The following is a 24,365-nucleotide window of genomic DNA, read 5'->3' on the forward strand; positions in this document are numbered from 1 at the left end:
TCACATTGTGAGCGGCTGCTGGGAGCTCTCGGACGTTTCGGGATGCGGACGCCCGCGTACCACCAAAACGACCCCCACAAGTGCGAGCAGGAAGCCCACCACACCCGTCCCGACCGGCAACGTCTGCCCCACCATGCGCAGCATTCCGCTGTCCGTGTCGGCGAGATCGACCTGTTCCTTCTGGGTCTCGGTGGTGAAGGCGATCCGCTCGCTGTCGAGCAGCACGACGGCGTCCTTCTCACCGCCGGGGGCCCGGAGCGTCTTGCGGGGGCCGATCGCCGCGTAGATGATCCGGCCCGTGCGCTGGTCGGCCACGAGCTCGATGCCGTGGTTGGCGTACCACTCCTCGGCGAGCACCTGGCCGCCGTCCTTCTCGCCCACGATCGTGCCTGGTACGAGCCGGGTTCCGGTCTTGGTGGCGGGCACGGTTCCGGTGAAGCGGAGGCCCTCGTACCCCTGGATCTTCTTGGTGCCCTTGTACGCCAGCGTGACGGTCGAGCCGAGCGTGCTGTCCCACCAGATGTAGGAGCGTTTCTGCACGTCGAAGGGGAACTTCAGATACGCCTCGCCCTCGTAGTACGGCTCCTCGTCGCAGCAGTGGACCGGCTTGTTCGTCCTGCGGTCGGTGACCCAGCGCTCCATGGTCCACTGCAGCGAGTCGTGGGGGTCGGCGGCGGGCAGCGACTTGTCGGTGTCCACGGAGGTGGACACGTCCCAGACGGCCCGGCCGCTCTTCTCGCTGTCGGCGACATCGCCGCGGACCTGGCGGGTGATGGTGATCTTCTTGTCGCGGACGGTCTCGATCTCGTCCGTGTCGAAATAGCTGCCCGTACCGGTGAAGACGGTCTTCGAGTCGATGTCCACGGGCGTGCGTTGAGCACGTGGCTCGACGTACCAGGCGAGCAGGGGGGCCAGGACGAGCAGGAACACGCCCAGACCCAGGACGACCAGTGAAAAGGGTGAGGCAGTACGGCGCATCCGGGCACTCCAGGGGGCTCGTGGTGACACGGCACGGGCTGTGCCGGCACGCTTGGGGAGGGTGCACGTGCGGTATGGGGCGGGAACCGTAGGCGCACCCTTGACGAAGTGTCAATGCGTTGTCGAGACTGGGGGCTCGCCGGACGGGACCGGTGAACAGGGCTGGGGCCCGCGAGCCGTAATCGCGGGTGTACCGGGGTGGGTGGACCTCCGACAGAGAGGCTGACCCGCGATGCCCAGACTGCTCGCCGCCCTGCTGACCGTGGCGGCCGCCGCCGCACTAGCCGTGGGCGCCGCCCTCGGTATCGTCGCCCTGCTCGATGCGACCCCCGACCAGCCGAACACGCCGCTCATCACCTATGAGACGGCCGGCCAGGAGCGCTGACCATGGCCCTACGCCGGGCACCCGTCACCGTGCGCTCCGCCTGGCACGACGTGCCGCGCCTCCAGGTGCGCCAGTTCGCGGCGCTCGCCATGGCCGAGGCGCCCGTACTCGCCGAGGAGATCCTCCAGGAAATACGTCACGAGTATCCCCATCTGCCCGTCGTGCTCGACGACTCCGGCGAGCCGATGGCGCTGGTCGGGATCCGGCGGGCCATCGAGGTGTTCGTCCAGCACCTGGAGACCGCCGAGGGCCGCCCGCGCGTCCACCCCGAGGTCTTCCAGGAGTTCGGCCGCGGCGAGGGACTGCACGGCCGCAGCCTCGACTCGCTCCAGGCGATCTACCGGCTCGGCGTGCGCCTCGCCTGGCGCCGTTTCGCCGAGATCGGCACGCGCGTGGAGATCCCGCCGCCCGCGATGTACGAGCTGGTCGACGCCGGTTACGAGTATCTGGACGGGCTGGTCGACCAGTCCGTACGCGGATACGCCGAGGCCGCCGCCCGGCAGGCCGGGGAACGCCTGCGTCTGCAACGGCGGTTGATGGAACTGCTGCTCGCCGAGCACCACCGGGGCGATCCCGCCGAGGCGCTCTCGGAGCGGGCCGCCCGGATCGGCTGGCCGCTGCCGGACAAGGTCGCGGTGGGCGTACTGCTGCGGCCCGCCCGCGAGGCCGTCGCGCCCGCCGTCGGACAGGGCGTGCTCCTCGACATGGAGTACGAGCAGCCCCGGATGGTCGTGCCCGAGCCGGACGCCGCCGGGCGCCCCGAACTGCTGCACCGGGCGCTCACGGGGTGGGCCGGCGCGATCGGCCCGCCCGTCCCGCTGGCCGACGCGGCGAAGTCGCTGCGCTGGGCCGAGGCGGCGGTACGGCTCATGGAGCGCGGGCTGTTGCCGCCGGGCGAGGTGCTGTACTGCACCGAGCACACGGAGGCGCTGGTCCTGCTGCAGCCCGAGGAACTGATCGACGACCTGGCGCTGCGGTGTCTGGAGCCGCTCGCCCACTGCGGGCCCACGCACGGGCGGCGGCTCGCGGAGACCCTGCTGGCGTGGCTGGAGACGCGGGGCGGGGCTCCCGAGGTGGCCGCGCGCCTCGGGGTCCATCCGCAGACCGTGCGGTATCGCCTTCGGCAGATTCGGGAGCTGTGGGGGGACGAGGTCGACGACCCCGACCGTCGCTTCGAGCTGGAACTGGTGCTTCGGGCTCAGCGGCTCCGGGGGGAACTGGGTGATCCCCGCACCCGGCGCTGACCGATTCCTTTCCCACCCACCCACCCGTTTACTGCATGTCATCCGGTGACCGCACAACCCGCCGGTGACCGTCCACCTCATCCGGGACCACTCCGCCCGCCCGCGACCGCTCAGCCTCTCTGCGACCGCCCAGCCTCTCCGCGACCGCCCAGCCTCTCCGCGACCGCCCACCCACCCGTAACCGCTCGCCCACCCGTTGTCGCAAGGCCATTGCCCGGCCGTAATCGGTATGAGTAGCCTGTGTTCGCTATGCCGATCGTCTGTTGAAATTTCGAACACAAGGGAGGGGGCCAGTAGTGGGACGCCTCGTACCTGCCGTAACCAGGGCTCTCGACATACTGGAGCTATTTCTCGACGGAGACGGCACGCTCTCCGCTCCCGACATCGTGCGCAAGCTCCAGTTGCCGCGCACCACCGTGCACGAGCTGGTGACGACACTTGCCGCCCGTTCGTACATCACGCCCGTACCGGGTCAGCCGGGACGTTACCGGCTCGGGGTGCGCCCGTACCAGCTCGGCAGCCGCTATTCCGAGCAGCTCGACCTCGCCGCCGAGGGTCAGCAGGTCGCCCGGTCCGTCGCGGAGACCTGCGACGAGACGGTGCACGTGGCGATCCTGGAGGGCACGGACGTCATCTATATCGCCAAGGTCGACTCCACGCACGCCGTGCGCATGGTGTCCGCCGCGGGCCGCCGGCTGCCCGCCCACTGCACCTCCGTGGGCAAGATGCTGCTCGCCTCGCTCTCCGAGCCCGAGCTGACCTCGCGGATCCCCGACGACGCCGACCTGGTCCGGATGACGCCGAACAGCATCACCGAGCCGGCCGCCCTGCGCGAGGCCCTCACCGAGATCCGCGCCCGCGGCATCGCGGTGGAGAGCCGCGAGTCGAACCCCGACGTCAGCTGTGTCGCCGCGCCGGTGCGCGACCGCACGGGCCAGGTCGTGGCCGCGCTCTCCATCTCCGTACCGATGATCCGCTGGAGCGACGAGCGCCGCGCCGAACTGGAGCAGCTCGCCGCGAAGGGCGCCGCCGAGCTGTCGGAGCGGCTCGGACACCGGAGCGTGGGATGACGTACGCGTACGAGGTCGCCGTCCGGGCGGAGGCGGCCCTCGGCGAAGGCCCCACCTGGGACGCCGATGCTCAGCGGCTGATCTGGATCGACATCCTCGGCTCCCGGGTCCACACGTACGACCCGGTCTCCGGCCGCCGCACGGTCATGGCGACCGAACAGCACGTGGGCGCCGCGAAGCCGCGCGCGGGCGGCGGCCTGATCGTCAACCTCCGCGACGGCGTGGGCCTTTACGGCCCTGCCGGAGAGTCTTCCGGCGCCTCGGGCGCCTCGGGCGCCTCGGGCGCCTCGGGCGCCTTGGACGGCTCTGGCGGCTCGGACGGCTCGGACAGCTTTCGGTGGCTGCACCGGGAGGTCGTCCCCGGCCGCCGCGCCAACGACGCGGCGGTCGCGCCGGACGGTGCCCTGTGGGCGGGCACCATGCGCTACGACGAGGCGCCGGGCGGCGGCACCCTTTCCCGTATCGCCCCCGACGGCACGGTCGAGACGGTCCTCGACGATGTGGCGGTGAGCAACGGCACGGGCTGGAGTCCCGACGGCCGCCTCATGTACTACATCGACTCGCCGACCCGCCGGATCGACGTCTTCGACTTCGACGGCCAACGGGCCACCGGCAGGCGCGAGTTGGCGGTCATCGGGGAGGGCGACGGCTTCCCCGACGGACTCACCGTCGACGCCGACGGCTGTGTCTGGGTTGCCCTGTGGGACGGCGGCGCGGTCCGCCGCTACACCCCGGACGGCAAGCTGGACCGGGTGGTGGAGCTGCCCGTAACGCGCCCCACGGCCTGCGCGTTCGGCGGCGCCGACCTGACCGATCTCTACATCACGACGGCCCGTACGGGTCTGGAGGCGCCGCATCCGCTCGCCGGCTCGGTGCTCGTCGTCCCCGGCGCGGGCAAGGGCCTGCCCCAGCCTCCGTTCGCCGGCTGACCGCGCGGCCGACGTCCCGTAGAGCACCGGGAAAGCACCTGGGAAGCACCTGGGAAAGCACCCGAAGCCCCCGTCCGATCGCCGGACGGGGGCAGCTGTTTTTGTGCAAACCATTGACTAGTAAGCGCTTCCTATCTACGGTCCCGTTCGAAGTTACGAGCATTCATCGAAATTTCGAACAGTTAGGCAAGGTATGGGACGACCTGGCCTGAATCGCAGGCAGATCCTGGCGGGACTGAGCGGGCTGACGGTCGCGGGCAGCCTCGGATTCGCAGCACTCGGCACCGGAGCGGACGCGCTCGCCTCCGGTGCGGACACCCGCGTCCGCTACTGGAACCTCTTCAGCGGCGGCGACGGGTACAACATGATCGCGATGCTGGACGCCTTCCGCGCGGCGAACCCCGGCATCGACGTGAAGGACTCCACCCTCCAGTGGGGCAGCCCCTTCTACACCAAGCTGGCCATGGCGGCGGCGGGCAACCGCGCACCCGACCTCGGCGTCATGCACCTGGGCCGGGTCACCGGCTTCTCGCCGGGCCGGCTCCTGGACCCCTGGGACACCGGCCTGCTCGCCAAGTACGGCGTGCGGGAAGCCGACTTCAATCCCGAGCTGTGGAAGCGGGCCGTCATCGACGGCACGCTGTACGCCCTTCCGCTCGACATCCACGTACAGCTCTGCTTCTACCGCAAGGACGTGCTGAAGAAGGCGGGCCTGCTCGGCGACGACGGCAAGATCGTGCCGGTCACCTCCGTCGACGAGTGGTTCGACGTGCTCAAGGAGGCCAAGCAGGCCACCGAGAAGGGCCTGCAGACCATCGGGATGTGGTCCGCCGACCAGAACTTCCAGTGGTGGTTCTTCGTCGCCTTCTACACCCAGCTCGGCGGCACCTGGTTCGACGACTCCGACACCGAGGTCACCTTCGACACCGACAAGGCCACCCAGGTACTGGAGTTCCTGCGCCGGCACATCACCGACGGGTACGTCGACCCGGGCTTCGCGGGCGGTGCGGGCGCCGAACAGTTCGTCAACGGCGGCCCCTTCGTCTGGGAGGGCAACTGGTCGGTGCCGGTCTTCGACAGCGCGAAGCTCGACTACGGAGCGACCCCGCTGCCGCCGGTCTTCGGCAGGCGGGCCACCCACGCCGAGTCGCACGCCTTCGTGCTGCCGCACCAGTCCGACCGCGGCGGAGCCGCCAACGAGGCCGCGCACCGACTCGCCGCGTACATCGTCAGGCACGCCCAGCAGTGGGCGGGCGGCGGCCACATCCCCGCCTACACGCCCACCCTGTCCACGGACGCCTACAAGAAGCTGAACCCGCAGAGCGAGTACGTCTCGGCGATGGACCACCAGGCCACCGAGCCGAAGGTGTGGTTCGCCGGGTCCACCGGCATCCTGGCCCAGCGCGTCGGCCCGGTCGTCGTCTCCTCGACGATGGGCTCCGCCAGGCCGGACGCCGCCGCCCGCCGGATGAGGAGCACGCTCACCGAACTGCTCGCCATGAAGAACCCCATGGACGGCCGGACCGCCGCGCAGGGAGGTGCTGCCGCATGACGACGGCCGGCGCACAGACCGTCATCGCTCCCACGCACGCGAGGACCGCCGCGGCAGGCGCCACCGTCCGCCGCAGGCAGGGGTTCCAGCACGGCGCCTGGTTCGTCGCCCCGTTCCTCGTGCTGTTCGCGCTGTTCGTGATCTGGCCGCTGCTGCGCGGCCTCTACCTCAGCTTCACGGACGCCAACATCTCCGGCGACGCCACGAGCTTCATCGGCCTCGACAACTACCGCGAGGCCCTGGCCGACCCGCTGGTGTGGGAATCGCTCGGCCACAGCGCGTACTTCACGCTCCTGGTCGTGCCCTGCATCACGGTCCTGGCCTTCCTCCTCGCGATGCTCGCCCACCACATCGAACGCGGCACATGGCTGTGGCGGCTGTGCTTCTTCGCCCCGTTCCTGCTGCCGTCCACCGTCGCCGCCAACCTGTGGCAGTGGCTGTTCAACCCCGGCACCGGAATGATCAACCATGTCTTCGGCATCGAGACGGCATGGCTGACCGACAAGTCGTACGCCATGCTCGCCGTCGTCGTCTGCACCCTGTGGTGGACGGTCGGCTTCAGCTTCCTGCTCTATCTCGCCGCCCTCCAGGGCATCCCCGCCCACCTCTACGAGGCCGCCAGGCTGGACGGCGCCAACGCCTGGCACCGCATGGTCCACATCACTCTGCCGCTGCTGCGGAACATCACAGGACTCGTCATCGCCCTGCAGATCCTCGCCTCGCTCCAGGTCTTCGACCAGGCCGTGGTGATGATGGACTTCCTGCCAGGACCGGAGGGCTCCACCCGCACCTTCGTGCAGTACACCCTCGAAGAGGGCTTCACCAGCTACCGCGTCGGCTACGCCTCGGCGATCTCCATCATCTTCTTCGTGATCATCGCGGCCGTCGCCCTCGCGCGGATGTGGCTGCTGCGCAACCGTGAGGAGGGCGGCCGATGAGCACCGCCGCACAGATACGCGCCGAGGCACGGAAAGGCAGCGGGGCACGGAAAGGCAGCGGGGCACGGACAGGCGACGGGGCACGGATACGCACCAGGGCCCGCAGGCGGCCCTGGACGCCCAGCCAGATCGTGCTCACCCTCCTCGCCACCGCCGTCTCCGCGGTGTTCCTCGCGCCGCTGGTCTGGGCCCTGTTCACCTCCCTGAAGTCCGAGACCGAGGCCGTCGAGGTGCCGACGCACTGGCTGCCGAAGGTGTGGACGACCCAGGCTTGGTCGGCGATCTTCGAGACCGGCAACATCACCAACTGGTTCGTGAACTCGGTGGTGGTCTCGGTGTGCGTGACGGCCGTGGTGCTGAGCGTCAGCGCACTCGCCGGATACGGCTTCGCGCGCACGGAGTTCCGCGGCAAGAACGCTCTGCTGGGCCTGGTCATGACCGGCCTGATGGTCTCGCCCGCCGTCCTCGGCGTGCCGTTGTTCACCACGGTCCAGCAGATGGGGATGGTCGACACCTACTGGGGCATGATCCTGCCGCAGTGCGCGCCCGCCGCGATGGTCTACATCCTCTACAAGTTCTTCCAGGGCATCCCGCGCGAACTGGAGGAGGCCGCCTTCATCGACGGCGCGGGCCGCTGGCGGGTCTTCTTCACCATCGTGCTCCCGCTCTCCCGCCCCTCCCTGGCCGCGGTCGGCATCTTCACCTTCATCGCGTCCTGGAACAACTTCCTGTGGCCGTACATGGTGACCAACAACCCCGACCTGATGACCATGCCGAACGGCATCGCGACCGTCATGAACTCCTACGGCATCCAGTGGGCCCAGCTCATGGCCGGCGGCCTGATGGCGGGCCTGCCCCTGATCGTCGTCTTCGTCTTCTTCCAGCGCCAGATAGTGGCGGGCGTGGCCCACACGGGCCTCGCAGGCCAGTAACCGCAGTCATTCAGGGGCGCGAGGCGGGGTCGATATGCGGCTCCGCCGCGTGAGCGCGACACGCCACAACGAACCCGCACCCGCCGACGAACCACAAGCCCCCACCCCGAAAGGCGAACAAGGAACCCATGGAGGACAAGGCCCGCTTCACCCTCGACCCCGCCTTCACCATCGGCGAAGTCAACCCCCGTCTCTTCGGCTCGTTCGTGGAACACCTCGGCCGCTGCGTCTACACCGGCATCTTCGAGCCGGGCCACCCCGCGGCCGACGAGGCGGGCCTGCGGACGGACGTGCTGGAGCTCGTCCGCGAACTCGGCGTCACCGCCGTCCGCTACCCCGGCGGCAACTTCGTCTCCGGCTACAAGTGGGAGGACTCGGTCGGTCCGGCCGAGGAACGCCCCCGCCGGCTCGACCTCGCCTGGCGGTCGACGGAGTCCAACCGCTTCGGGCTCTCCGAGTACATCGGCTTCCTGAAGAAGATCGGCCCGCAGGCCGAGCCGATGATGGCGGTCAACCTCGGGACCAGGGGCGTTGCGGAGGCCCTGGAGCTCCAGGAGTACGCCAACCACCCGGCCGGCACCGCCCTGTCCGAGCAGCGGATCGCCCACGGCGACAAGGACCCGTTCGGCATCAGGATGTGGTGCCTCGGGAACGAGATGGACGGCCCCTGGCAGACCGGCCACAAGACGGCCGAGGAGTACGGACGGGTCGCCGCCGAGACCGCCCGCGCCATGCGGCAGATCGACCCCTCCGTCGAACTGGTCGCCTGCGGCTCCTCCAGCCAGTCCATGCCGACCTTCGCCGAGTGGGAGGCGACGGTCCTGACGGAGACGTACGACCTCGTCGACCACGTCTCCCTGCACGCCTACTACGAGCCCCAGGACGGCGACGTCGACTCCTTCCTGGCCTCCGCCGTGGACATGGAGTCGTTCATCGAGAACGTCGTCGCCACCTGCGACCACATCGGTGCGAAGCTCAAGTCGAAGAAGAAGATCAACCTCTCCTTCGACGAATGGAACGTCTGGTACGTCTCGGAGTGGCACGCGATCGAGAACTCCGCCGAGCGGGACTGGGCGGAGGCCCCCCGCCTGCTGGAGGACAACTACAGCGTCATGGACGCGGTCGTCTTCGGCTCGCTCCTCGTCGCGCTGCTGCGGCACGCCGACCGGGTGACCGTCGCCTGCCTCGCCCAGCTCGTCAACGTCATCGCGCCGATCATGACCGAGCCGGGCGGTCCGGCCTGGCGGCAGACGACGTTCTTCCCGTTCGCGCAGGCCTCGCGGCACGGGCGCGGGCAGGTCCTCGACGTACGGGTCGACTCGCCCACGTACGAGACGAAGAAGTACGGGGAGGCCGACCTGCTGCACGCCACCGCCGTGCGCGCGGAGGACGGCTCGGTCACCGTCTTCGCGGTCAACCGCAGCCGGACGGAGGCGCTGCCGCTCGAAGTCACCCTCAACGGGCTGGAGTTGACCTCCGTCGTCGAGCACAGCGTGCTCGCGGACGCCGACCCGGACGCCCGCAACACGCTCACCGAGCCGGACCGGGTCGCTCCGCGGGTCGTGCAGGGGACCACGCTCCGGGACAGCACCCTGGGTGCCGTCCTGGAGCCGCTGTCCTGGAACGTGATCCGGCTGGCCTGAGGGCCGGCCCGCCTGACGGCCGTCCGCCCGACGGCCGCTCGTCGACAGCCGCTCGTCCGACGGTTTTGTGGTGCCCCGGTCCCCTCCGGCCGGGGCACCCGTATGTGGGGCCTGTGACGGTGTCTGTGCGGTGTGCTCATCTCCCGCTCAGGCAATCCTCAGTTTCGGCACCTACCGTCCCGTGCGTTCCCTTCCACCTTTCGGGGGGACAACGCGAGAAGACGGGACGGACACGATGCGCACGCTGGTACTGCTCGCCCTGGCGGGCCTCGGTGCCCAGCTGGTGGACGGCAGCCTCGGCATGGCCTACGGCGTGACCTCGACCACCCTGCTGCTCTCCATGGGCACCAACCCGGCCGCCGCCTCGGCCACCGTCCACCTCGCCGAGATCGGTACGACGCTGATGTCCGGCGCCTCCCACTGGCGGTTCGGGAACGTGGACTGGAAGGTCGTCGCGAAGATCGGTGTCCCCGGGGCGGTCGGGGCCTTCCTCGGTGCGACCGTGCTGTCCGGGCTGTCCACCGGGACCGCCGAGCCGGTGATGTCGCTGATCCTGCTGGGGCTCGGGCTGTACGTGCTGTCCCGGTTCACGTTCCGCGGCCTGCCCAAGGGCAACCTCGGCAAGCCGCTGCGCAAACGGTTCCTGTCGCCGCTCGGCCTGGTCGCCGGGTTCTTGGACGCGACCGGCGGAGGCGGCTGGGGGCCGGTCGGTACGCCGGCGTTGCTGGCCGGCGGCCGGATGGAGCCGCGCAAGGTGATCGGGTCCATCGACACGAGCGAGTTCCTTGTCGCCGTGGCCGCGAGTCTCGGTTTTCTCTTCTCGCTCGGCTCCCAGGGGCTGAACTGGGGGTGGGTCGCCGCCTTCCTGCTCGGCGGGATGGTCGCGGCGCCGGTGGCGGCGTGGCTGGTGCGGTTGCTGCCGCCGCGGGTGTTGGGGTCCGCGGTGGGTGGCGTCATCGTCGTCACCAATGTGCGTACGTTGCTGAGGAGCGACTGGGTTGCGGCGTCCGGTGCGGTCAGTTGGGTTGTCTATGTCCTGGTCTATGCGTTGTGGGTCTCGGCGGTGACGTACTCGGTCCGGGCGCATCGGAGGGAACAGGCGTTGGAGCGGGATGCGGGACAGCGGCGGGCCGTTGCCGTGTAGGCGCGCGGCGAATGGTCTCCCCCGTGGACCATTCGCCGCTGCACCGGATGGGTGGGGCGTCGGTGCCGACTGCCCCTCCGGTGAGCACGTTAGGAGGCGGCGTGCTTCGGGGACCACCGTGCACGGTGGCCAGATTCGTCCGTGGGGTGTGCACGGTGCGCAGTCGTGACGCGCAGGGCGTGCACGAGGTCGTGGATGCCCGAACCGGTGGTCAGCAGGTCGCGGTTGAGGAGGCGCTCGGCGGCGCGCAGATGGGCGCGGACCGTGTTGCGGCTCAGACCCACCCGCGCGGCCGTCCGCTGGGCGTCCGTGTTGGCGTCGATCCAGGCCTCCACGGTGCGGTACAGATCGCGGTGCCGGGCGTCGTGGAGGGGGCGGAGGAAGGGTTCCGCCCACGCGGTGGCGGGAGCGGTGCGCAGGAGTTCGCCGAGCGGTGGCGCGACCGGCTGGACGGCGTCGGTGGGATCGGGCTGGAGCGGGCTGAGGGACAGGGCCAGATCGAGCGTGGCACGGGTGCGTACCTCGCCCAGGTCGATGCCCAGGGCCTCCTCCGCCCGGCGGCAGTGGGCCGTGACGGTGGTGCGGCTGAGGTGCAGCAGACGGGCCACGCCGGACCGGGTGAACGTCACGGCCAGGCGGACGACGTCCACGGTGGGCTTGGGGGCGTCGTGCAGCGGCTCCAGATAGGCGCGCGCCCAGGCGAGGGCCGCCCGGCGGGGCAGTACGTGCACCAGCGAGGGCCGTCCCCGGTACGCGGCCAGCCGGTCGGGGGAGTTGCGGGCGACGGCGAGGGCGTGCACGGCCTCGCCGTACGCCTCGCCCGTGGCGGCCAGCGGATGGGGCCTGCTGACGCCCAGCGCGTACCCGGGGTTCTCCCTGACCAGCCGGCGCAGCATCTCGCCCTGCTGGAAACGGCCGCCGAGTTCCGGGTCCTCGGCGACGGGACAGATCAACTGCTCCTTGAACACCGGGCAGTTCACCATCAGACCCGGGCCGTGGTAGCCCGACGAGTCCAGATAGGTCCTGGCCAGCCGGTCACGGTCGGCGGGCGGACAGTGCAGGAGATGGACCCGTACGCGCTCCGCGTTCAGCAGCGGTGGTACGTCACCCGTGGTCATCCGCCGCGCCAGGGTGACGTCCCCGGCCAGCAGGGCGGTCAGGACCGCGAACCGCAGCTGCGCCGCCTTCGCCTCGTACCCGCGTGAGCCGGCGTCGCCCTCCGACGCCCGTCCCAGCAGTTCGACGAGGCCACCGGCCTGCGACGCCAGCAGCACGGCCTCCCGGGGCAGTGGCGAGGCGCTGGCCGTCACCAGCACCGGACGCGGCTCGCGCGCGCCGAAGGCCTCCAGGTGCACCTCCAGCTCGCCGGCCTGTGTGGTGGCCGCGGCCAGCCGTCCGTGGGTCAGGCGTGCCACCTGGTCACGCAGTTCGTCGGCGAGCTGCCGGGGGAATCCGGCCGTCGCCGCCTCGACCGCGCCCTGGCGTCCGATCCACGCGACGTCCGCCCCGATCCGCCGGCCGAGCCACCTCAGCACTTCGTCGGGGCTCCCGTGCCGCCGTACGAGCCGCAGCAGCTCGTCGAGACTCTCCGCCTGCCCCAGCGCCTCCACAGCCCGACTCACCTTCCCGCCACCGCGACGAACCTCCAATTCGGAACCATAAAGGCTGTTCCTGTCTGCCCGCCCCCGTCAGGCCACCGCCGTCGGCGCGAGGGACCGCAGTTCGCCCAGTGCGGCCGCGACGGCCGGACGCTCGTGGCCGCCGGCGCGGGTGCAGGTGAGGAGTTTGCGGTGCGGGTCGCCGGTGCACCGGACGCGGGTGATGGGCAGCTGCGGGGTCAGATGGGCGAGCCGGGGGATGAGGGCGATCCCCAGACCGTGGGCGACGAGGTGGGCCATCACGTTCCAGTCCAGCGCGTGGTGGACGACGTCGGGGGTGAAGCCGGCCGCACCGCACGCCGAGAGCACGTGCACCCGGCAGGGGCTGTCCTGGACCGGCGCGATCCAGTCCTCGCGCGCCGCCTCCGCGAGGTCGACCCGGCGCAGCCCCGCGAGCCGGTGACGGTCGGGCACGACCAGGTCGAACGGGTCGTCCAGAAGCGGCTGCTGGTCGAAGCGGGCGTCACCGAGCGGCGGGTTGCGCGGGGTCGCCTCGACGACCGCGAGATCGGTCTCGCCCTCGAAGAGCAGGTCGAAGCTCGACGGGACCTCCGCCTCCTGTATCCGTACGGAGAGCCGGGGGTGGCGCTCCCGCAGCCGGGCCGCCATCGGGGCGAGCAGCACCGAGATCGCCATCGGGAAGCCGCTCACCCGTAGCAGCCCGGCCGGATCGCCGTGGTCGCCGTGGTCGGCCCGCAGATCCAGTTCGGCCCGGTCCCAGCGGGCCTGGATCGCGTCGGCGTGTGTGATCAGACTCCGCGCGGCCTGAGTGAGCCGTACGCCGCGTCCCTGGGGCTCCAGCAGGTCGACGCCCAGCTCACGCGCGAGCTGGCGGACCTGTTGCGAGGCGGCGGACGTCGTGAGGTGCAGGGCACGGGCGGCGGCGGTCACCGTGCCGTAGTGCTCGACGGCCCGCAGTACGTGTAGCCGACGCAGATCAATCATGAAGCCCACGCTTCAAGGTGAGGTCCAGAAAGTCAACCTGGACGTACACGAAGCTTCCGATACACGCTGGAGGTGTCGCGACGGTCCACCCGACCACCCCCGCACAAGGAGTTGCAGACAGATGACCAGCACAGCCCACACCCACGACCGGCCCGTCCGCGACGCGTGCCCGTACTGCGGCTGGCCCGACCGTGCCGAGCCCTTCCAGGTGGTGTCCCGGCACGGCACCGCGGCCGGCCAGACCGTGTGGACCCGCTGCGGATGCGGCTCGCTCCAGATGCGTGTCGTGGACGCCCGCGGCATGAGCATCGTCTCGCGCAGCCGGCCCGCCACGCGGCGCTCGGCGGACCGGGTCACCTCGGGTGGGGCGGCGTGGTAGCTGCGGGCCGGTGGGGGCGGGCCGCGCAGTTCCCCGCGCCCCTGGAGGGCGCCGCTTCGCGCGCCCCGAGGCCCGCGCGCTGAAGGGAGCAGCTCCGCGCGCCCCAAAGGGGCGCGGGGAACTGCGCGATCGGCTCCCACCGGCCCGCAGCCGACCGACTCCCGACACTCAGCCGGTCTCGACGCCCAGCGTCAACGTGCCCGCGTAGCCGGACGTCGCCGAACTGCCCAGCGCGGTGAGGGTCAGCAGGCCCGAGGCGGCGCCTCCCTCGTCGTAGATGGAATCCTGCGCGAGGGTCGTCCGGGGCACGGTGTTGGCCGCGTACGCGGGCACCTCCGCCACGTCCTCGGTGACCGCCTCGTCGAAGAACAGTTGCCCGGTGTGCAGTTCCTGACCGCCCTCGAAGGAGCCGTCGGAGGTCAGCGTGACGTCGGTGTGCACCTTCACGTGGATGTGGATGCACCGCCCCCGGTACCAGCCGGGATAGACGCTGGTGATCCGGGCGACCCCGTCGGAGCCGGTCAGCACCCCGCCCCGCAGGAACGTCCCGTTGTCCGGCTCGTCGTGCCCGTTGCCCCCGACGAAACCGGAGTACTCGCCGAGCGCGTCGCAGTGCCAGATCTCCACGAGCGCGTTGCCGAGCGGGGCGCACGTGTCGTCGTCGACGACGGTGAGCGTGAGTTTCAGCGGGACTCCGGTCTTGTCCTCGCTGACATCGGCGCGGACGAGCTGTCCGTCGAGGTAGTAGGGGCCTTCGGTCATCTCCTTGGTGAGGGTGCAGACGGCCGCGGCGGCCACGGGGACCGCGGAGGCCGGGCCGGCGGCCGAGGGGGCCTCGGGGGCCGTGGCTCCCACGGTCAGCGTGGCCGCGGTGGCGCCACCGGCGATGAGTACGGTTCGACGTCGGATCGATGTGTCTGTCATGAGCATGGCACCTTAGAAACGGAATCTGTCGGGGTGCTGTGCGTTCGGCAAAGTGACGAGGCGTCAAGTCGCTTGTGAGACAGCTGGGACGTCGAAACATTTTCGACGCTTCCCGTGGCCCGAGGTGCTGCGCGAACCGTTGACGCGCAAGTTGTTCGATTCTATTTTCCCGTTCGAAGTGATGACCGTCGTTCGAGTACTCGAACGAACCCTGCCCCTCCCCACGTGCAGGAGGACCCCCTCGTGAGCCGCATCCCCCACAACACCGGCCGCCGCAGGACCCGTAGAACAACCCTGCTCGCCGTCCCCGCGGCGGTCCTGCTCGCCCTCGTCCCGGGCACCGCGTCCGCGTACCCGAACCCGGGCACCGTCACCGGCTCGACCGTCGTCCACGACCCGACGATGATCCGCACCTCGTCGGGCCAGTACCTGCTGTACGCCACCGGCGGCGGCCTCGCCCACAAGACCTCGGCCAACCGGATCGCCTTCAGCGCGGGCGGGGACGCCTTCGGCACCAAGCCGGGCTGGTGGTCGTCGTACGCCACCGAGGCGTGGGCGCCCGACATCTCGTACCGCGGCGGCAAGTACCTGATGTACTACGCGGTTTCGACCTTCGGCTCGAACAAGTCGGCCATCGGGCTCGCCACTTCGCCGACCGGACTGCCTGGCTCGTGGAGCGACCAGGGGACCGTCTACACCTCCACCACCTCCAGCGACTACAACGCCATCGACCCGAACCTCTTCGTGGACGACGACGGCAAGTGGTGGCTCTCCTTCGGCAGTTGGTGGACCGGGCTCAAGATGATCCAGCTCAACCCGTCGACCGGCAAGCAGCTCTCGTCGAACACCACGCGCTACTCGATCGCCTCCCGTCCGACCGGCACAAAGGCCGTCGAGGCGCCGTCGATCGTCAAACGGGGCGGCTACTACTACCTGTTCGCCTCGTATGACACCTGCTGCGCCGGCACCGGCTCCACGTACAAGGTCAAGGTGGGCCGGGCCACCAGTGTGACCGGGCCCTACTACGACAAGAGCGGCGTCGCGATGACGAACAACGGGGGGACGCCCGTGCTGGAGTCGCACGGGCGGTACATCGGACCCGGCGGCCAGTCGATCCTGGCGGACTCGGACGGGGACCTGATCGTCTACCACTACTACGACGGCCAGGACAACGGCACGCCCAAGCTCGGGATCAACCTGCTGAACTGGGGCAGCGGGTGGCCTGTGGCCTATTGACCTTGCCGGCCGGCGGGGGCTGATCGCGCAGTTCCCCGCGCCCCTAGAAGCCAAAAGACTGCGCCGTTCCCCGCGCCCCTAGAAGCCGAAAGGTTGCGCAGTTGCCCGCGCCCCGAAAAGCCAAAAGATTGCGCAGTTCCCCGCGCCCCTGAAAGGTGCGGGCAAAGAGGTGCGGGCCCGCGTCTCCCCTCCGAGCGCGGGCCCGCTGCCCCCTGTGCCGGGGCCGGGAGGGTCCTGGACCTCCCGGCCGGCGAGGGCCCCGTTGCGGGATGCGGGGCCCTCGGGCAACCGGTCCGGTGGTCAGCCGACCCGGTCGACAGCGGCGGCCGGCCAGCCGGCGCCGTTCGGCGGCGTGTTCGGCCAGCCGGTGGCCTGCTGCGGCACGGGCTGGGGCACCGGCTGCGGCATGGCCTGGGGCTGCGGTTGCGGGAACCCCTGCGGCTGACCCTGTGCGGTCACGGCGGTCAGCCCTCCCGGCATGCCCGTCGTGCCGCGGGTCTGGGCGGCCGTGAGCGGCTGCGGCTGCCCGGGTATCCCGTTCGCCGCCGCGGTGAACTGCTGCGGCTGGCCCATCATTGCGTTCATTCCGTTGGCCGCGGCGGTCAGCGGCTGGGGCTGTCCGACCATTCCGTTCGCGGCGGCCGTGAGCGGCTGGGGCTGTCCGACCATTCCGTTCGCGGCGGCCGTGAGCGGCTGGGGCTGCCCGGCCATCCCGTTGGCGGCCGCGGCGATCCCCGGATAGCCCTGCCCGCTCGTCGAACTGACGAGCCGGTCCACCGCCGCCGTACCCGAGCTGTAGCTGGTCCCTGTGCCCAGCTCGGGCACGGCGGCTCCCCTCCTGGTCCCGTAGAGCACCGACTCCAGGCCGGACACCAGGCGACGTACGTCCTCCTGGGGGCGCACCACGAGCCGCAGGAAGCGACTGGACGAGCCGATCTTGTTGCCGCACTCGCGGACCAGGATCCGGTGCTCGGTGAGCAGGCGGTCCCGGACCACGGTGCCCTCGGCGCCCACGGGGAGGCGCACGAAGAGGAAGTTGCCCTGCGAGGGGTAGACCGTGAGGCCGGGCAGCGTGGAGAGCTGGCGCGCCATGTCGAGCCGGTCCCGGCGCACCATGTGCAGGCTCTCCACGTACTCGGCCCCGTAGTCCTTGAGCATGAAGACCACGGTCTCCGCGAAGGCGTTCAGGTTCCACTTCGGCAGCATCGAGCGGATGCGGCCCGCCAGGCCCGGGTTGGCCACCATGTAGCCGAACCGCACACCGTGCAGACCGAAGTTCTTGCCGAGGCTGCGCAGCACGATGACGTTGGGGCGCATCACCGCCTCCTCGACGATGCTCGGCTCGTTCTCCGCGTCGGCGAACTCCAGGAACGACTCGTCGATGACGATCAGGTCGAGGTCGGCGAGCGCGTCGCAGAACGCCAGGATCGTCTGCTTGGGCACGAAGCCGCCGTCGGGGTTGTTCGGGTTGCAGATGACGGCCGCGCGGGTGCCCCTGGAGCGGATGAACTGGATGTACTGCGCCGGGTCGAGCGCGAAGCCGTTGCTCTCCTGGAGCGGGAACATGTCGACGCGCTTGCCGGTCTCCAGCGGCTGGTCGGTCCAGCGGCCGAAGGTGGGGACGGGGATGGCGAGCGACTCCCGGACCAGCAAGTGGTCGATCCAGGTGATCAGTTCTGTGGACCCGTTGCCCATTGCCACGCACTGCGGGGGAAGTTGCAGCAGGTTGCACAACTCGGCGGTGATGGTGTCCGCGCTGCTCGGGTAGTACGTGATGATGTCGCGCAGCCGGTTGGTCAGCTCGTCCATCATCCGGGGCGAGGGAAAGTACGGATTGCACGGGATGCAGAAGTCCACCGGACCCGCCTCCCCGCTCTCGCGTGCCAGCGCGGCCATCGAGGGGCTGTGCGCGCCGGTGCGGAACAGCGAGGTGACATTGTCGGCCATGGACCCTCCGTCCTTGAGGGGCGGCCCGAGCGGGGATACCCGGGCCGCCCCTTAGTACGGGCCGCTGTGTGTCTCTGTTCAACGACTGTGAATTGATGTGGAAGTTGTGAACCACCTGTGAAGGTCGGTCACGAGTTGAACGAGTGGACGGTCGTCGAGCGGTACGTCTCGCCGGGCCTGAGCACGGTCGACGGGAACTCCGGGCGGTTCGGCGAGTCCGGGAAGTGCTGGGTCTCCAGGCACAGCGCGCTGCCAGGACCGTATGCGTGGCCGCCGGGGCCCACCAGGTCGCCGTCCAGGAAGTTGCCCGAGTAGAACTGCACACCGGGCTCGGTCGTGGCGATCCTCAGGGTGCGGCCGGAGACCGGTTCGCGGAGGGTCGCGAAGTGCTCGGGCCGTTCCGTGAGCCCCTTGTCGAGGACCAGGTTGTGGTCGAAGCCCCTGGTGTGCAGGAGTTGTGGGTCGTTCCGGCCGAGATCCTCGCCGACCGTCTTCGGCGTACGGAAGTCGAAGGCGGTGCCCGTGACCTCGGCGAGCTCGCCGGTGGGGACGAGACGCGCGTCGACCGGTGTGAAGCGGGACGCGGCGACCGTCAGCTCGTGGTCGTGGACCTGGCCGGCGCCCTCGCCCGCGAGGTTCCAGTACACGTGGTTGGTGAGGTTGACGACCGTGGCCCGGTCGGTGGTGGCCTCGTAGTCGATGCGCCAGTCGCCGTTCCCGGTGAGCGTGTACGTGACCTTCGTCGTGAGTGTGCCGGGGTAGCCCATCTCGCCGTCGGGGCTGGTGCGGCGCAGGACCAGGCCCACGTCGGAGCCGGAGGCAAACTCCTCCACGGCCCACACGTGTTTGTCGAAGCCGTCGGGCCCGCCGTGCAGGTTGTTCCCGCCGTCGTTGACGGGGAGTCGGTGCTCCTCGCCGTCCAGGGTGAACCTGCCGCCGGCGATGCGGTTGCCGTACCGGCCGATGACGGCGCCGAAGTACGGGCTGGACGCCTCGTACTCCTCGATCGTCCCGAAACCGAGCGACACGTTCGCGTACCGGCCGCCGCGGTCCGGGAGTTCCAGGGACTGGACGACTCCGCCGTACGAGAGGACCTTCAGCCGGGTGCCGCCGTTCTCCAGCGACCAGCGGTGGACCTTCGTGCCGTCGGCGAGCGTTCCGAAAAGTTCCTTCACGGTCGTCCTGTCTTCCAACTGTCTTTTGGAGCTTGGCTGTTGCCGCGGTACGTAAAGAAGCCGTACACAGAGAAATGGGGCCCCGCGGGCATGCGCCCGCGGGGCCCCACCGGCAAGGTTACGAACCGACCTTGCGCTTGTTCCACACGTCGAAGCCGACCGCCGCGAGGAGCACCAGGCCCTTGATGACCTGCTGCCAGTCGCTGCCGACGCCGACGAGGTTCATGCCGTTGTTCAGGACACCGAGGACGACACCACCGATGATCGCGCCGAGGACCGTGCCCACGCCGCCGCTCATCGACGCGCCGCCGATGAACGACGCGGCGATCGCCTCCAGTTCGAAGTTCACACCGGCCTTGGGCGAGGCCGCGTTGAAGCGGGCCGCGAAGACCAGACCGGCCAGCGCCGCCAGCATGCCCATGTTGAGGAAGACCAGGAACGTGACCTTCTTGTCCCGCACACCGGACAGCTTCGCCGCGGGCAGGTTGCCGCCGATGGCGTACACGTGGCGGCCGATGACGGCGTTGCGCATCACGTAGCCGAAGCCCACGACGAGGACGCCGAGGATGAGCAGCACCACCGGGGCGCCCTTGTAGCTGGCGAGCATCATCGTCACCGTGAGCACGGCCGCGACCAGCGCCACGATCTTCAGCAGGAAGAGCTTGGTGGGCGGCACCTCAAGGGCGAACTCCTGCTGCCGCCTGCGGTCGCGGACCTCCTGCAGCACCACGAACGCGATCACGGCGAAGCCGAGCAGCAGCGTGAGGTTGTGGTAGTTCGTGTCCGGGCCGACCTCGGGAAGGAAGCCGTTGGAGACGTCCTGCAGACCCTTGGGGAACGGGCCGATGGTCTGGCCCTCCAGGAAGATCTCGGTCAGACCGCGGAAGAGCAGCATGCCCGCGAGGGTGACGATGAACGAGGGTATGCCGAGATAGGCGATGAAAAAGCCCTGCACGGCCCCCGCGGCGGCGCCCAGGAGCAGGCACAGCACCACGGCCAACGGCCAGGGGATGTCGTGGTTGACCATCAGTACGGCCGCCACCGCGCCCACGAAGGCGGTGAGCGAGCCGACCGACAGGTCGATGTGGCCCGCGATGATGACGAGCATCATGCCGATGGCGAGGATCAGGATGTAGCTGTTCTGCAGCACCAGGTTGGAGACGTTGCGCGGCAGCAGCAGGTCGCCATCCGTCCACACCGCGAACAGCACCACGATCAGACCGAGAGCGATCAGCATGCCGTACTGCCGCATGTTGCGGCGCATACCGTCGATCATCAGCTGCAGCAGGCCGTCGCCCCCGGTCGAGCCGCCCTTGCCGGCGGGCGCCGGCGCGGGGGACTTGGCGGTCACGTTCGTGCTCATCGGTCTTACCTCTTGTCCTTCGTCATCTGGCGCATCAGCACTTCCTGCGTGGCCTCGGCCCGCGGGACCTCACCGGTCAGCCGTCCGGCGGCCATCGTGTAGATGCGGTCGCACATTCCGAGCAGTTCCGGCAGCTCGGAGGAGATGAAGACGACCGCCTTGCCCTCGGCGGCCAGTTTGTCGATGACCGTGTAGATCTCGAACTTGGCGCCCACGTCGATCCCGCGGGTCGGCTCGTCCAGGATCAGCACGTCAGGACCCGCGAAGATCCACTTGCTGAGGACGACCTTCTGCTGGTTGCCGCCCGACAGCTTGCCCACCGGTTCGAAGACCGTCGGCGCCTTGATGTTCATCGACTTGCGGAAGCGCTCGGCGACCTGCCGCTCCTCGTGCTCGTCCACGACTCCGCGCTTGGCGACCTTCCCCAGGGCACTGAGGGAGATGTTGCGGTTGATCGTGTCGATGAGGTTGAGGCCGTAGTGCTTGCGGTCCTCCGTCACGTACGCGATGCCGTGCTTGACCGCCTCGGGCACGGTCTTCGTACGGATCTCCGTGCCGTCCTTGAGGACGGTGCCGCTTGCGTACCGGCCGTAGGTGCGCCCGAACACACTCATCGCGAGCTCGGTGCGTCCGGCGCCCATGAGCCCGGCGATGCCGACGATCTCCCCGCGGCGCACCTGGATCGACACGTCGTCGACGACCTTGCGCTGCTGGTCGATCGGGTGGTGGACGGTCCAGTTGCGGATCTCCAGGGCCGGAGCCGCGCCCACCTCCGTGTCGTGCGGGGTGCGCTCCGGGAAGCGGTGGTCGAGGTCGCGCCCGACCATGCCGTTGATGATCCGGTCCTCGGTGGTCTCCGCGGCCTTCACGTCGAGGGTCTCGATGGACCGCCCGTCGCGCAGGATCGTCACCGAGTCGGCGACCGCCTCGATCTCGTTGAGCTTGTGCGAGATGATGATCGAGGTGATGCCCTGGTCCTTCAGACCCCGGATGAGGTCCAGCAGTTTGCCGCTGTCCTCGTCGTTCAGAGCCGCGGTCGGCTCGTCGAGGATCAGCAGCTTCACCTTCTTCGACAGCGCCTTCGCGATCTCGACGAGCTGCTGCTTGCCCACGCCGATGTCGGCGACCCGGGTCTCCGGGTGATCGCTCAACCCGACCCGCCGAAGCAGTTCGGTCGCGTGCTTGAGCGTCTCGCTCCAGCTGATGAAGCCGCGCGTGGCGTGCTCGTTGCCGAGGAAGATGTTCTCCGCGATGGAGAGGTACGGCACCAGCGCGAGCTCCTGGTGGATGATCACAATGCCGTGCTGCTCGCTCGCCCGGATGTCCTTGAACTGGCAGGACTCGCCCTCGAAGAGGATGTCCCCGTCGTAGGTTCCGTGCGGATGGACGCCGGAGAGGACCTTCATGAGGGTCGACTTTCCGGCGCCGTTCTCACCGCAGATGGCGTGGACCTCGCCCGGCCGGACGCTCAGGGAGACGTCCGACAGCGCCTTGACGCCGGGAAAGGTCTTGACGATCGAGCGCATTTCCAGGACGGGTCCCGCCATGGTCGTGCCTTCCAATCCCTAGGGGGTGGCGGTTAGTTGACCGCGTCGGCCTTGACGTAACCGGAGTCGATGACGACCTTCTGGTAGTTGGTCTTGTCGACGCTCACCGGGGTCAGCAGGTACGCGGGCACGACCTTCGAGCCGTTGTCGTACGACTTGGTGTCGTTGATCTCGGGCTTCTTGTCGTTGAGCACCGAGTCGACCATGTTCGCGGCGACCTTCGCGAGCTCACGGGTGTCCTTGAAGACGGTCGCCGTCTGCTCGCCCGCCTTGATCGACTTCAGCGAGGCGACCTCGGCGTCCTGTCCGGTGACGACCGGCATCGGCTTGCTCTTGCCGTAGTCGTCCGACTTCAGCGCCGACAGGATGCCGATGGAGATGCCGTCGTACGGCGAGAGCACCGCGTCGACCTTGCCCTTCCGGTAGGCCGCGGTCAGGAGCTCCTCCATGCGCTTCTGGGCGGTGCCACCGTCCCAGCGCAGCGTGGTGACCTGGGTCAGCTTCGTCTGGCCCGACTTGACCACCAGCTGCTTCTTGTCGATGTAGGGCTGCAGGACCTTCATCGCGCCGTTGAAGAAGTACTGGGTGTTGTTGTCGTCGTTCGAACCCGCGAAGAGCTCGACGTTGAACGGGCCCTTCTTCGAGCCGTCCTTCAGACCGAGCTTCTCGACGATCTGGGTGCCCTGCAGCTCGCCGACCTTCTCGTTGTCGAACGACGCGTAGTAGTCGACGTTCGGCGAGTTGAGGATCAGGCGGTCGTAGGAGATGACCGGGATGTCGGCGTCCTTGGCCTGCTGGAGAACGTTGTCCAGCGACTTGTTGTCGATCGCCGCGATGATCAGGGCGGAGACGCCCTGCGTGATCATGTTCTCGATCTGCGAGACCTGGGTGTCCGGGTCGTCCTCGCCGTAGGCCAGCTTGGTCTTGTAGCCGGCCGCCTTGAGGTTCTTCTCCACGTTGGCGCCGTCGGCGATCCACCGCTCGGAGGACTTCGTCGGCATCGCGATGCCGACGGTGGAGCCCTTGGCGTCTCCCTTCGTGTCCTCACTGCCGCCGTCGCTGTCCTGCCCGCAGGCGGAGAGGGTGAGGGCCAGGGAGGCGGCCGCGGCTATGGCGGAAAGCGCTGCTTTGCGATTGCGCATGATCATCTTCCTTGATGTTCTGACGGGGCTCGGTCTGGAGCTGCGAGCAGGTGGAGCGAGGTTCGACCGAGAGGAGGTGTGTGGGATTGTGTTCGGCCGCGTCGTCTTTTGTGAAGGGGGTGTGTTCGGAACGTTATGAGGGAATGTCGAACCGTTGGAGTGCGCCCGGAAGCCGGGAGCCGAGCGGCGCCATGTCGCCGTCCGCCCCGTGCCGCGCGAGCAGGTCCAGGGCGAGCCGGCCGCGCCGCACTCTTTCCCGGGCCGTGGACAGCGTCACGTCCCGCATGTGGTGCCCGTACGGGTAGATCCCGGGAGCCTTGGACAGGCCGAACTTCAGGTACAGCGGGGCGCCGCGGCGGATCAGCTCGGCGACCTCGTACATGCGCACGTACCCGCCGAGATCGTCGGGGGCCTCGATGTACATGTCCATGGGGGCTGCACTGACCCGGCGGATCTCCGTCAGGTGGTCGAGCGTGAGATCGCTCGGCACGTTGATGGAGTCCCCGCCCAGTTGCTCGTACACGGCGTACGCGGCCGGGTTGACCGGGCCTATCAGCGCCGAGACCTTCAGCGTCGTGTCCGCCGGGATGATCCCGGCGACCCGGGCCCGGTGCAGGGTCCAGAGCACGCCTTCGTCAGCCACGAGGAGGCACTTTACGCCCAACTCCGTTGCACGGATGGCGTCTTCGAGACAACCTGCGACCGCATCGTGACCACGGGCGCGCAGCCCGCCGCCCCGCGAGTCGGTCCGGGTCGAGCCGCCGATGTCCCACGTGCCGCGCGGGCCCGTGAAGAGGCAGAGCTCGATGTCGCGCTCTTCGGTGGCCTCGACCATCTCGGTGATCTCGGCGTCGGTCAGCATCCAGATGCCGCTGCCCTGGCTGATCCGGTGGATCGGCACATCGAGCCGCGAGGACTCCTTGAGGACCACGGCGAGCGCCTCCGGCCCCTCGCACGAGGGGATCTCGGTGCGCCATCGGCCGCCCTCCGGGAAGGCGTGCGGTGAGGCGTCGGCGGGGGAGAGGGCGGGCGCGCCCAGGCCGAGCGCGGCGAGCGCCTGCTCACCGGGTCGACGGGCCGCCTTGGGAGAAGCGTCGGTCACGAGCTGTCCTTAGCTGGAGCTGGCTTTGGTGGGATGTGTGTTCGATGTGCCGGACGTGGTTCGTGGCGGTGGATGTACGCCGGTACGGAGCGTCAGGTCTCCGTACCGGCGTACGGATCGGGGGGCGGCCGG

The 24,365-nt window shown here is 69.4% G+C and carries 21 protein-coding genes; 11 read left to right on the forward strand and 10 right to left on the reverse strand.

The window, feature by feature from the left end; translation table 11 throughout:
• Positions 1-978 (reverse strand): cell envelope lipid trafficking protein PgfA, encoded by a 978-nt coding sequence (gene pgfA, locus ACZ5VQ_RS16665; RefSeq protein WP_469105489.1) that lies wholly within the window; start codon positions 976-978, stop codon positions 1-3.
• A 232-nt stretch (positions 979-1,210) separates the two neighbouring features.
• Here pgfA and ACZ5VQ_RS16670 point away from each other — a divergent pair, with 232 nt between their 5' ends.
• From ACZ5VQ_RS16670 to ACZ5VQ_RS16710, 9 genes are all read left to right on the forward strand, one after another.
• Positions 1,211-1,363, forward strand: a complete 153-nt coding sequence (locus tag ACZ5VQ_RS16670; RefSeq protein WP_186000974.1) for a hypothetical protein — start codon at positions 1,211-1,213, stop codon at positions 1,361-1,363.
• A gap of 2 nt (positions 1,364-1,365) precedes the next feature.
• Complete coding sequence (locus ACZ5VQ_RS16675; protein ID WP_469105490.1) at positions 1,366-2,607, forward strand: PucR family transcriptional regulator; 1,242 nt, start codon at positions 1,366-1,368, stop codon at positions 2,605-2,607.
• Positions 2,608-2,903: 296 nt separating this feature from the next.
• The gene (locus ACZ5VQ_RS16680; protein ID WP_362074676.1) at positions 2,904-3,677 is read left to right on the forward strand and encodes an IclR family transcriptional regulator; all 774 of its coding nucleotides are present in this window, start codon (positions 2,904-2,906) and stop codon (positions 3,675-3,677) included.
• Positions 3,674-4,606: an SMP-30/gluconolactonase/LRE family protein gene (locus tag ACZ5VQ_RS16685; protein WP_469105491.1), complete on the forward strand. Its 933-nt coding sequence runs from the start codon at positions 3,674-3,676 to the stop codon at positions 4,604-4,606. The genes ACZ5VQ_RS16680 and ACZ5VQ_RS16685 overlap by 4 nt, the downstream gene beginning before the upstream one ends.
• 193 nt (positions 4,607-4,799) lie before the next feature.
• Entirely contained in the window at positions 4,800-6,158 is a 1,359-nt protein-coding gene (locus ACZ5VQ_RS16690; protein WP_469105492.1) for an extracellular solute-binding protein, read from the forward strand.
• Positions 6,155-7,096 (forward strand): carbohydrate ABC transporter permease, encoded by a 942-nt coding sequence (locus ACZ5VQ_RS16695; protein ID WP_469105493.1) that lies wholly within the window; start codon positions 6,155-6,157, stop codon positions 7,094-7,096. Before ACZ5VQ_RS16690 ends, ACZ5VQ_RS16695 begins: the two co-directional genes overlap by 4 nt.
• Positions 7,093-8,028 (forward strand): carbohydrate ABC transporter permease, encoded by a 936-nt coding sequence (locus ACZ5VQ_RS16700; protein WP_469105494.1) that lies wholly within the window; start codon positions 7,093-7,095, stop codon positions 8,026-8,028. Before ACZ5VQ_RS16695 ends, ACZ5VQ_RS16700 begins: the two co-directional genes overlap by 4 nt.
• Positions 8,029-8,156: 128 nt before the next feature.
• Entirely contained in the window at positions 8,157-9,671 is a 1,515-nt protein-coding gene (gene arfA, locus ACZ5VQ_RS16705) for an arabinosylfuranosidase ArfA (RefSeq protein ID WP_469105495.1), read from the forward strand.
• 235 nt (positions 9,672-9,906) lie between these two features.
• On the forward strand, positions 9,907-10,815 hold the full coding sequence (locus tag ACZ5VQ_RS16710) for a sulfite exporter TauE/SafE family protein (RefSeq protein ID WP_469105496.1): 909 nt from the start codon (positions 9,907-9,909) through the stop codon (positions 10,813-10,815).
• Between the two features lie 89 nt (positions 10,816-10,904).
• On the opposite strand, the gene ACZ5VQ_RS16715 is transcribed toward ACZ5VQ_RS16710, so the two are convergent.
• Both ACZ5VQ_RS16715 and ACZ5VQ_RS16720 read right to left on the reverse strand, forming a co-directional pair.
• Positions 10,905-12,437, reverse strand: a complete 1,533-nt coding sequence (locus ACZ5VQ_RS16715) for a helix-turn-helix domain-containing protein (protein ID WP_469105497.1) — start codon at positions 12,435-12,437, stop codon at positions 10,905-10,907.
• Positions 12,438-12,503: 66 nt separating this feature from the next.
• Positions 12,504-13,418, reverse strand: a complete 915-nt coding sequence (locus ACZ5VQ_RS16720; RefSeq protein ID WP_469105498.1) for a LysR family transcriptional regulator — start codon at positions 13,416-13,418, stop codon at positions 12,504-12,506.
• 121 nt (positions 13,419-13,539) lie between these two features.
• Between ACZ5VQ_RS16720 and ACZ5VQ_RS16725 the strand changes: the two genes are divergently transcribed.
• Positions 13,540-13,797 carry a hypothetical protein gene (locus ACZ5VQ_RS16725; RefSeq protein ID WP_469105499.1) on the forward strand — a complete coding sequence of 86 codons (258 nt, stop codon included), beginning with the start codon at positions 13,540-13,542 and terminating at the stop codon, positions 13,795-13,797.
• A 168-nt stretch (positions 13,798-13,965) separates the two neighbouring features.
• On the opposite strand, the gene ACZ5VQ_RS16730 is transcribed toward ACZ5VQ_RS16725, so the two are convergent.
• Positions 13,966-14,721, reverse strand: coding sequence for an intradiol ring-cleavage dioxygenase (locus ACZ5VQ_RS16730; protein WP_469105500.1), 756 nt, complete (start codon positions 14,719-14,721; stop codon positions 13,966-13,968).
• Positions 14,722-14,964: 243 nt separating this feature from the next.
• Here ACZ5VQ_RS16730 and ACZ5VQ_RS16735 point away from each other — a divergent pair, with 243 nt between their 5' ends.
• Positions 14,965-15,957, forward strand: coding sequence for an arabinan endo-1,5-alpha-L-arabinosidase (locus ACZ5VQ_RS16735; protein ID WP_469105501.1), 993 nt, complete (start codon positions 14,965-14,967; stop codon positions 15,955-15,957).
• Between the two features lie 300 nt (positions 15,958-16,257).
• Here ACZ5VQ_RS16735 and ACZ5VQ_RS16740 read toward each other — a convergent pair whose 3' ends face one another.
• The 6 genes from ACZ5VQ_RS16740 to ACZ5VQ_RS16765 form a co-directional block, all read right to left on the reverse strand.
• Complete coding sequence (locus ACZ5VQ_RS16740; protein WP_469105502.1) at positions 16,258-17,904, reverse strand: pyridoxal phosphate-dependent aminotransferase; 1,647 nt, start codon at positions 17,902-17,904, stop codon at positions 16,258-16,260.
• A 128-nt stretch (positions 17,905-18,032) separates the two neighbouring features.
• Positions 18,033-19,079, reverse strand: a complete 1,047-nt coding sequence (locus ACZ5VQ_RS16745) for an aldose epimerase family protein (protein ID WP_469105503.1) — start codon at positions 19,077-19,079, stop codon at positions 18,033-18,035.
• A 118-nt stretch (positions 19,080-19,197) separates the two neighbouring features.
• Entirely contained in the window at positions 19,198-20,442 is a 1,245-nt protein-coding gene (gene mmsB, locus ACZ5VQ_RS16750) for a multiple monosaccharide ABC transporter permease (RefSeq protein ID WP_469105504.1), read from the reverse strand.
• A gap of 5 nt (positions 20,443-20,447) precedes the next feature.
• Positions 20,448-21,989, reverse strand: coding sequence for a multiple monosaccharide ABC transporter ATP-binding protein (mmsA, locus tag ACZ5VQ_RS16755; protein ID WP_359943641.1), 1,542 nt, complete (start codon positions 21,987-21,989; stop codon positions 20,448-20,450).
• Positions 21,990-22,021: 32 nt separating this feature from the next.
• Positions 22,022-23,131, reverse strand: coding sequence for a multiple monosaccharide ABC transporter substrate-binding protein (gene chvE / locus ACZ5VQ_RS16760; RefSeq protein WP_469105505.1), 1,110 nt, complete (start codon positions 23,129-23,131; stop codon positions 22,022-22,024).
• Positions 23,132-23,264: 133 nt separating this feature from the next.
• The gene (locus ACZ5VQ_RS16765) at positions 23,265-24,233 is read right to left on the reverse strand and encodes a hypothetical protein (RefSeq protein WP_469105506.1); all 969 of its coding nucleotides are present in this window, start codon (positions 24,231-24,233) and stop codon (positions 23,265-23,267) included.
• Positions 24,234-24,365 lie beyond the last annotated feature (132 nt).

The sequence above is a fragment of the Streptomyces sp. NPDC033178 genome (genome assembly GCF_055577685.1).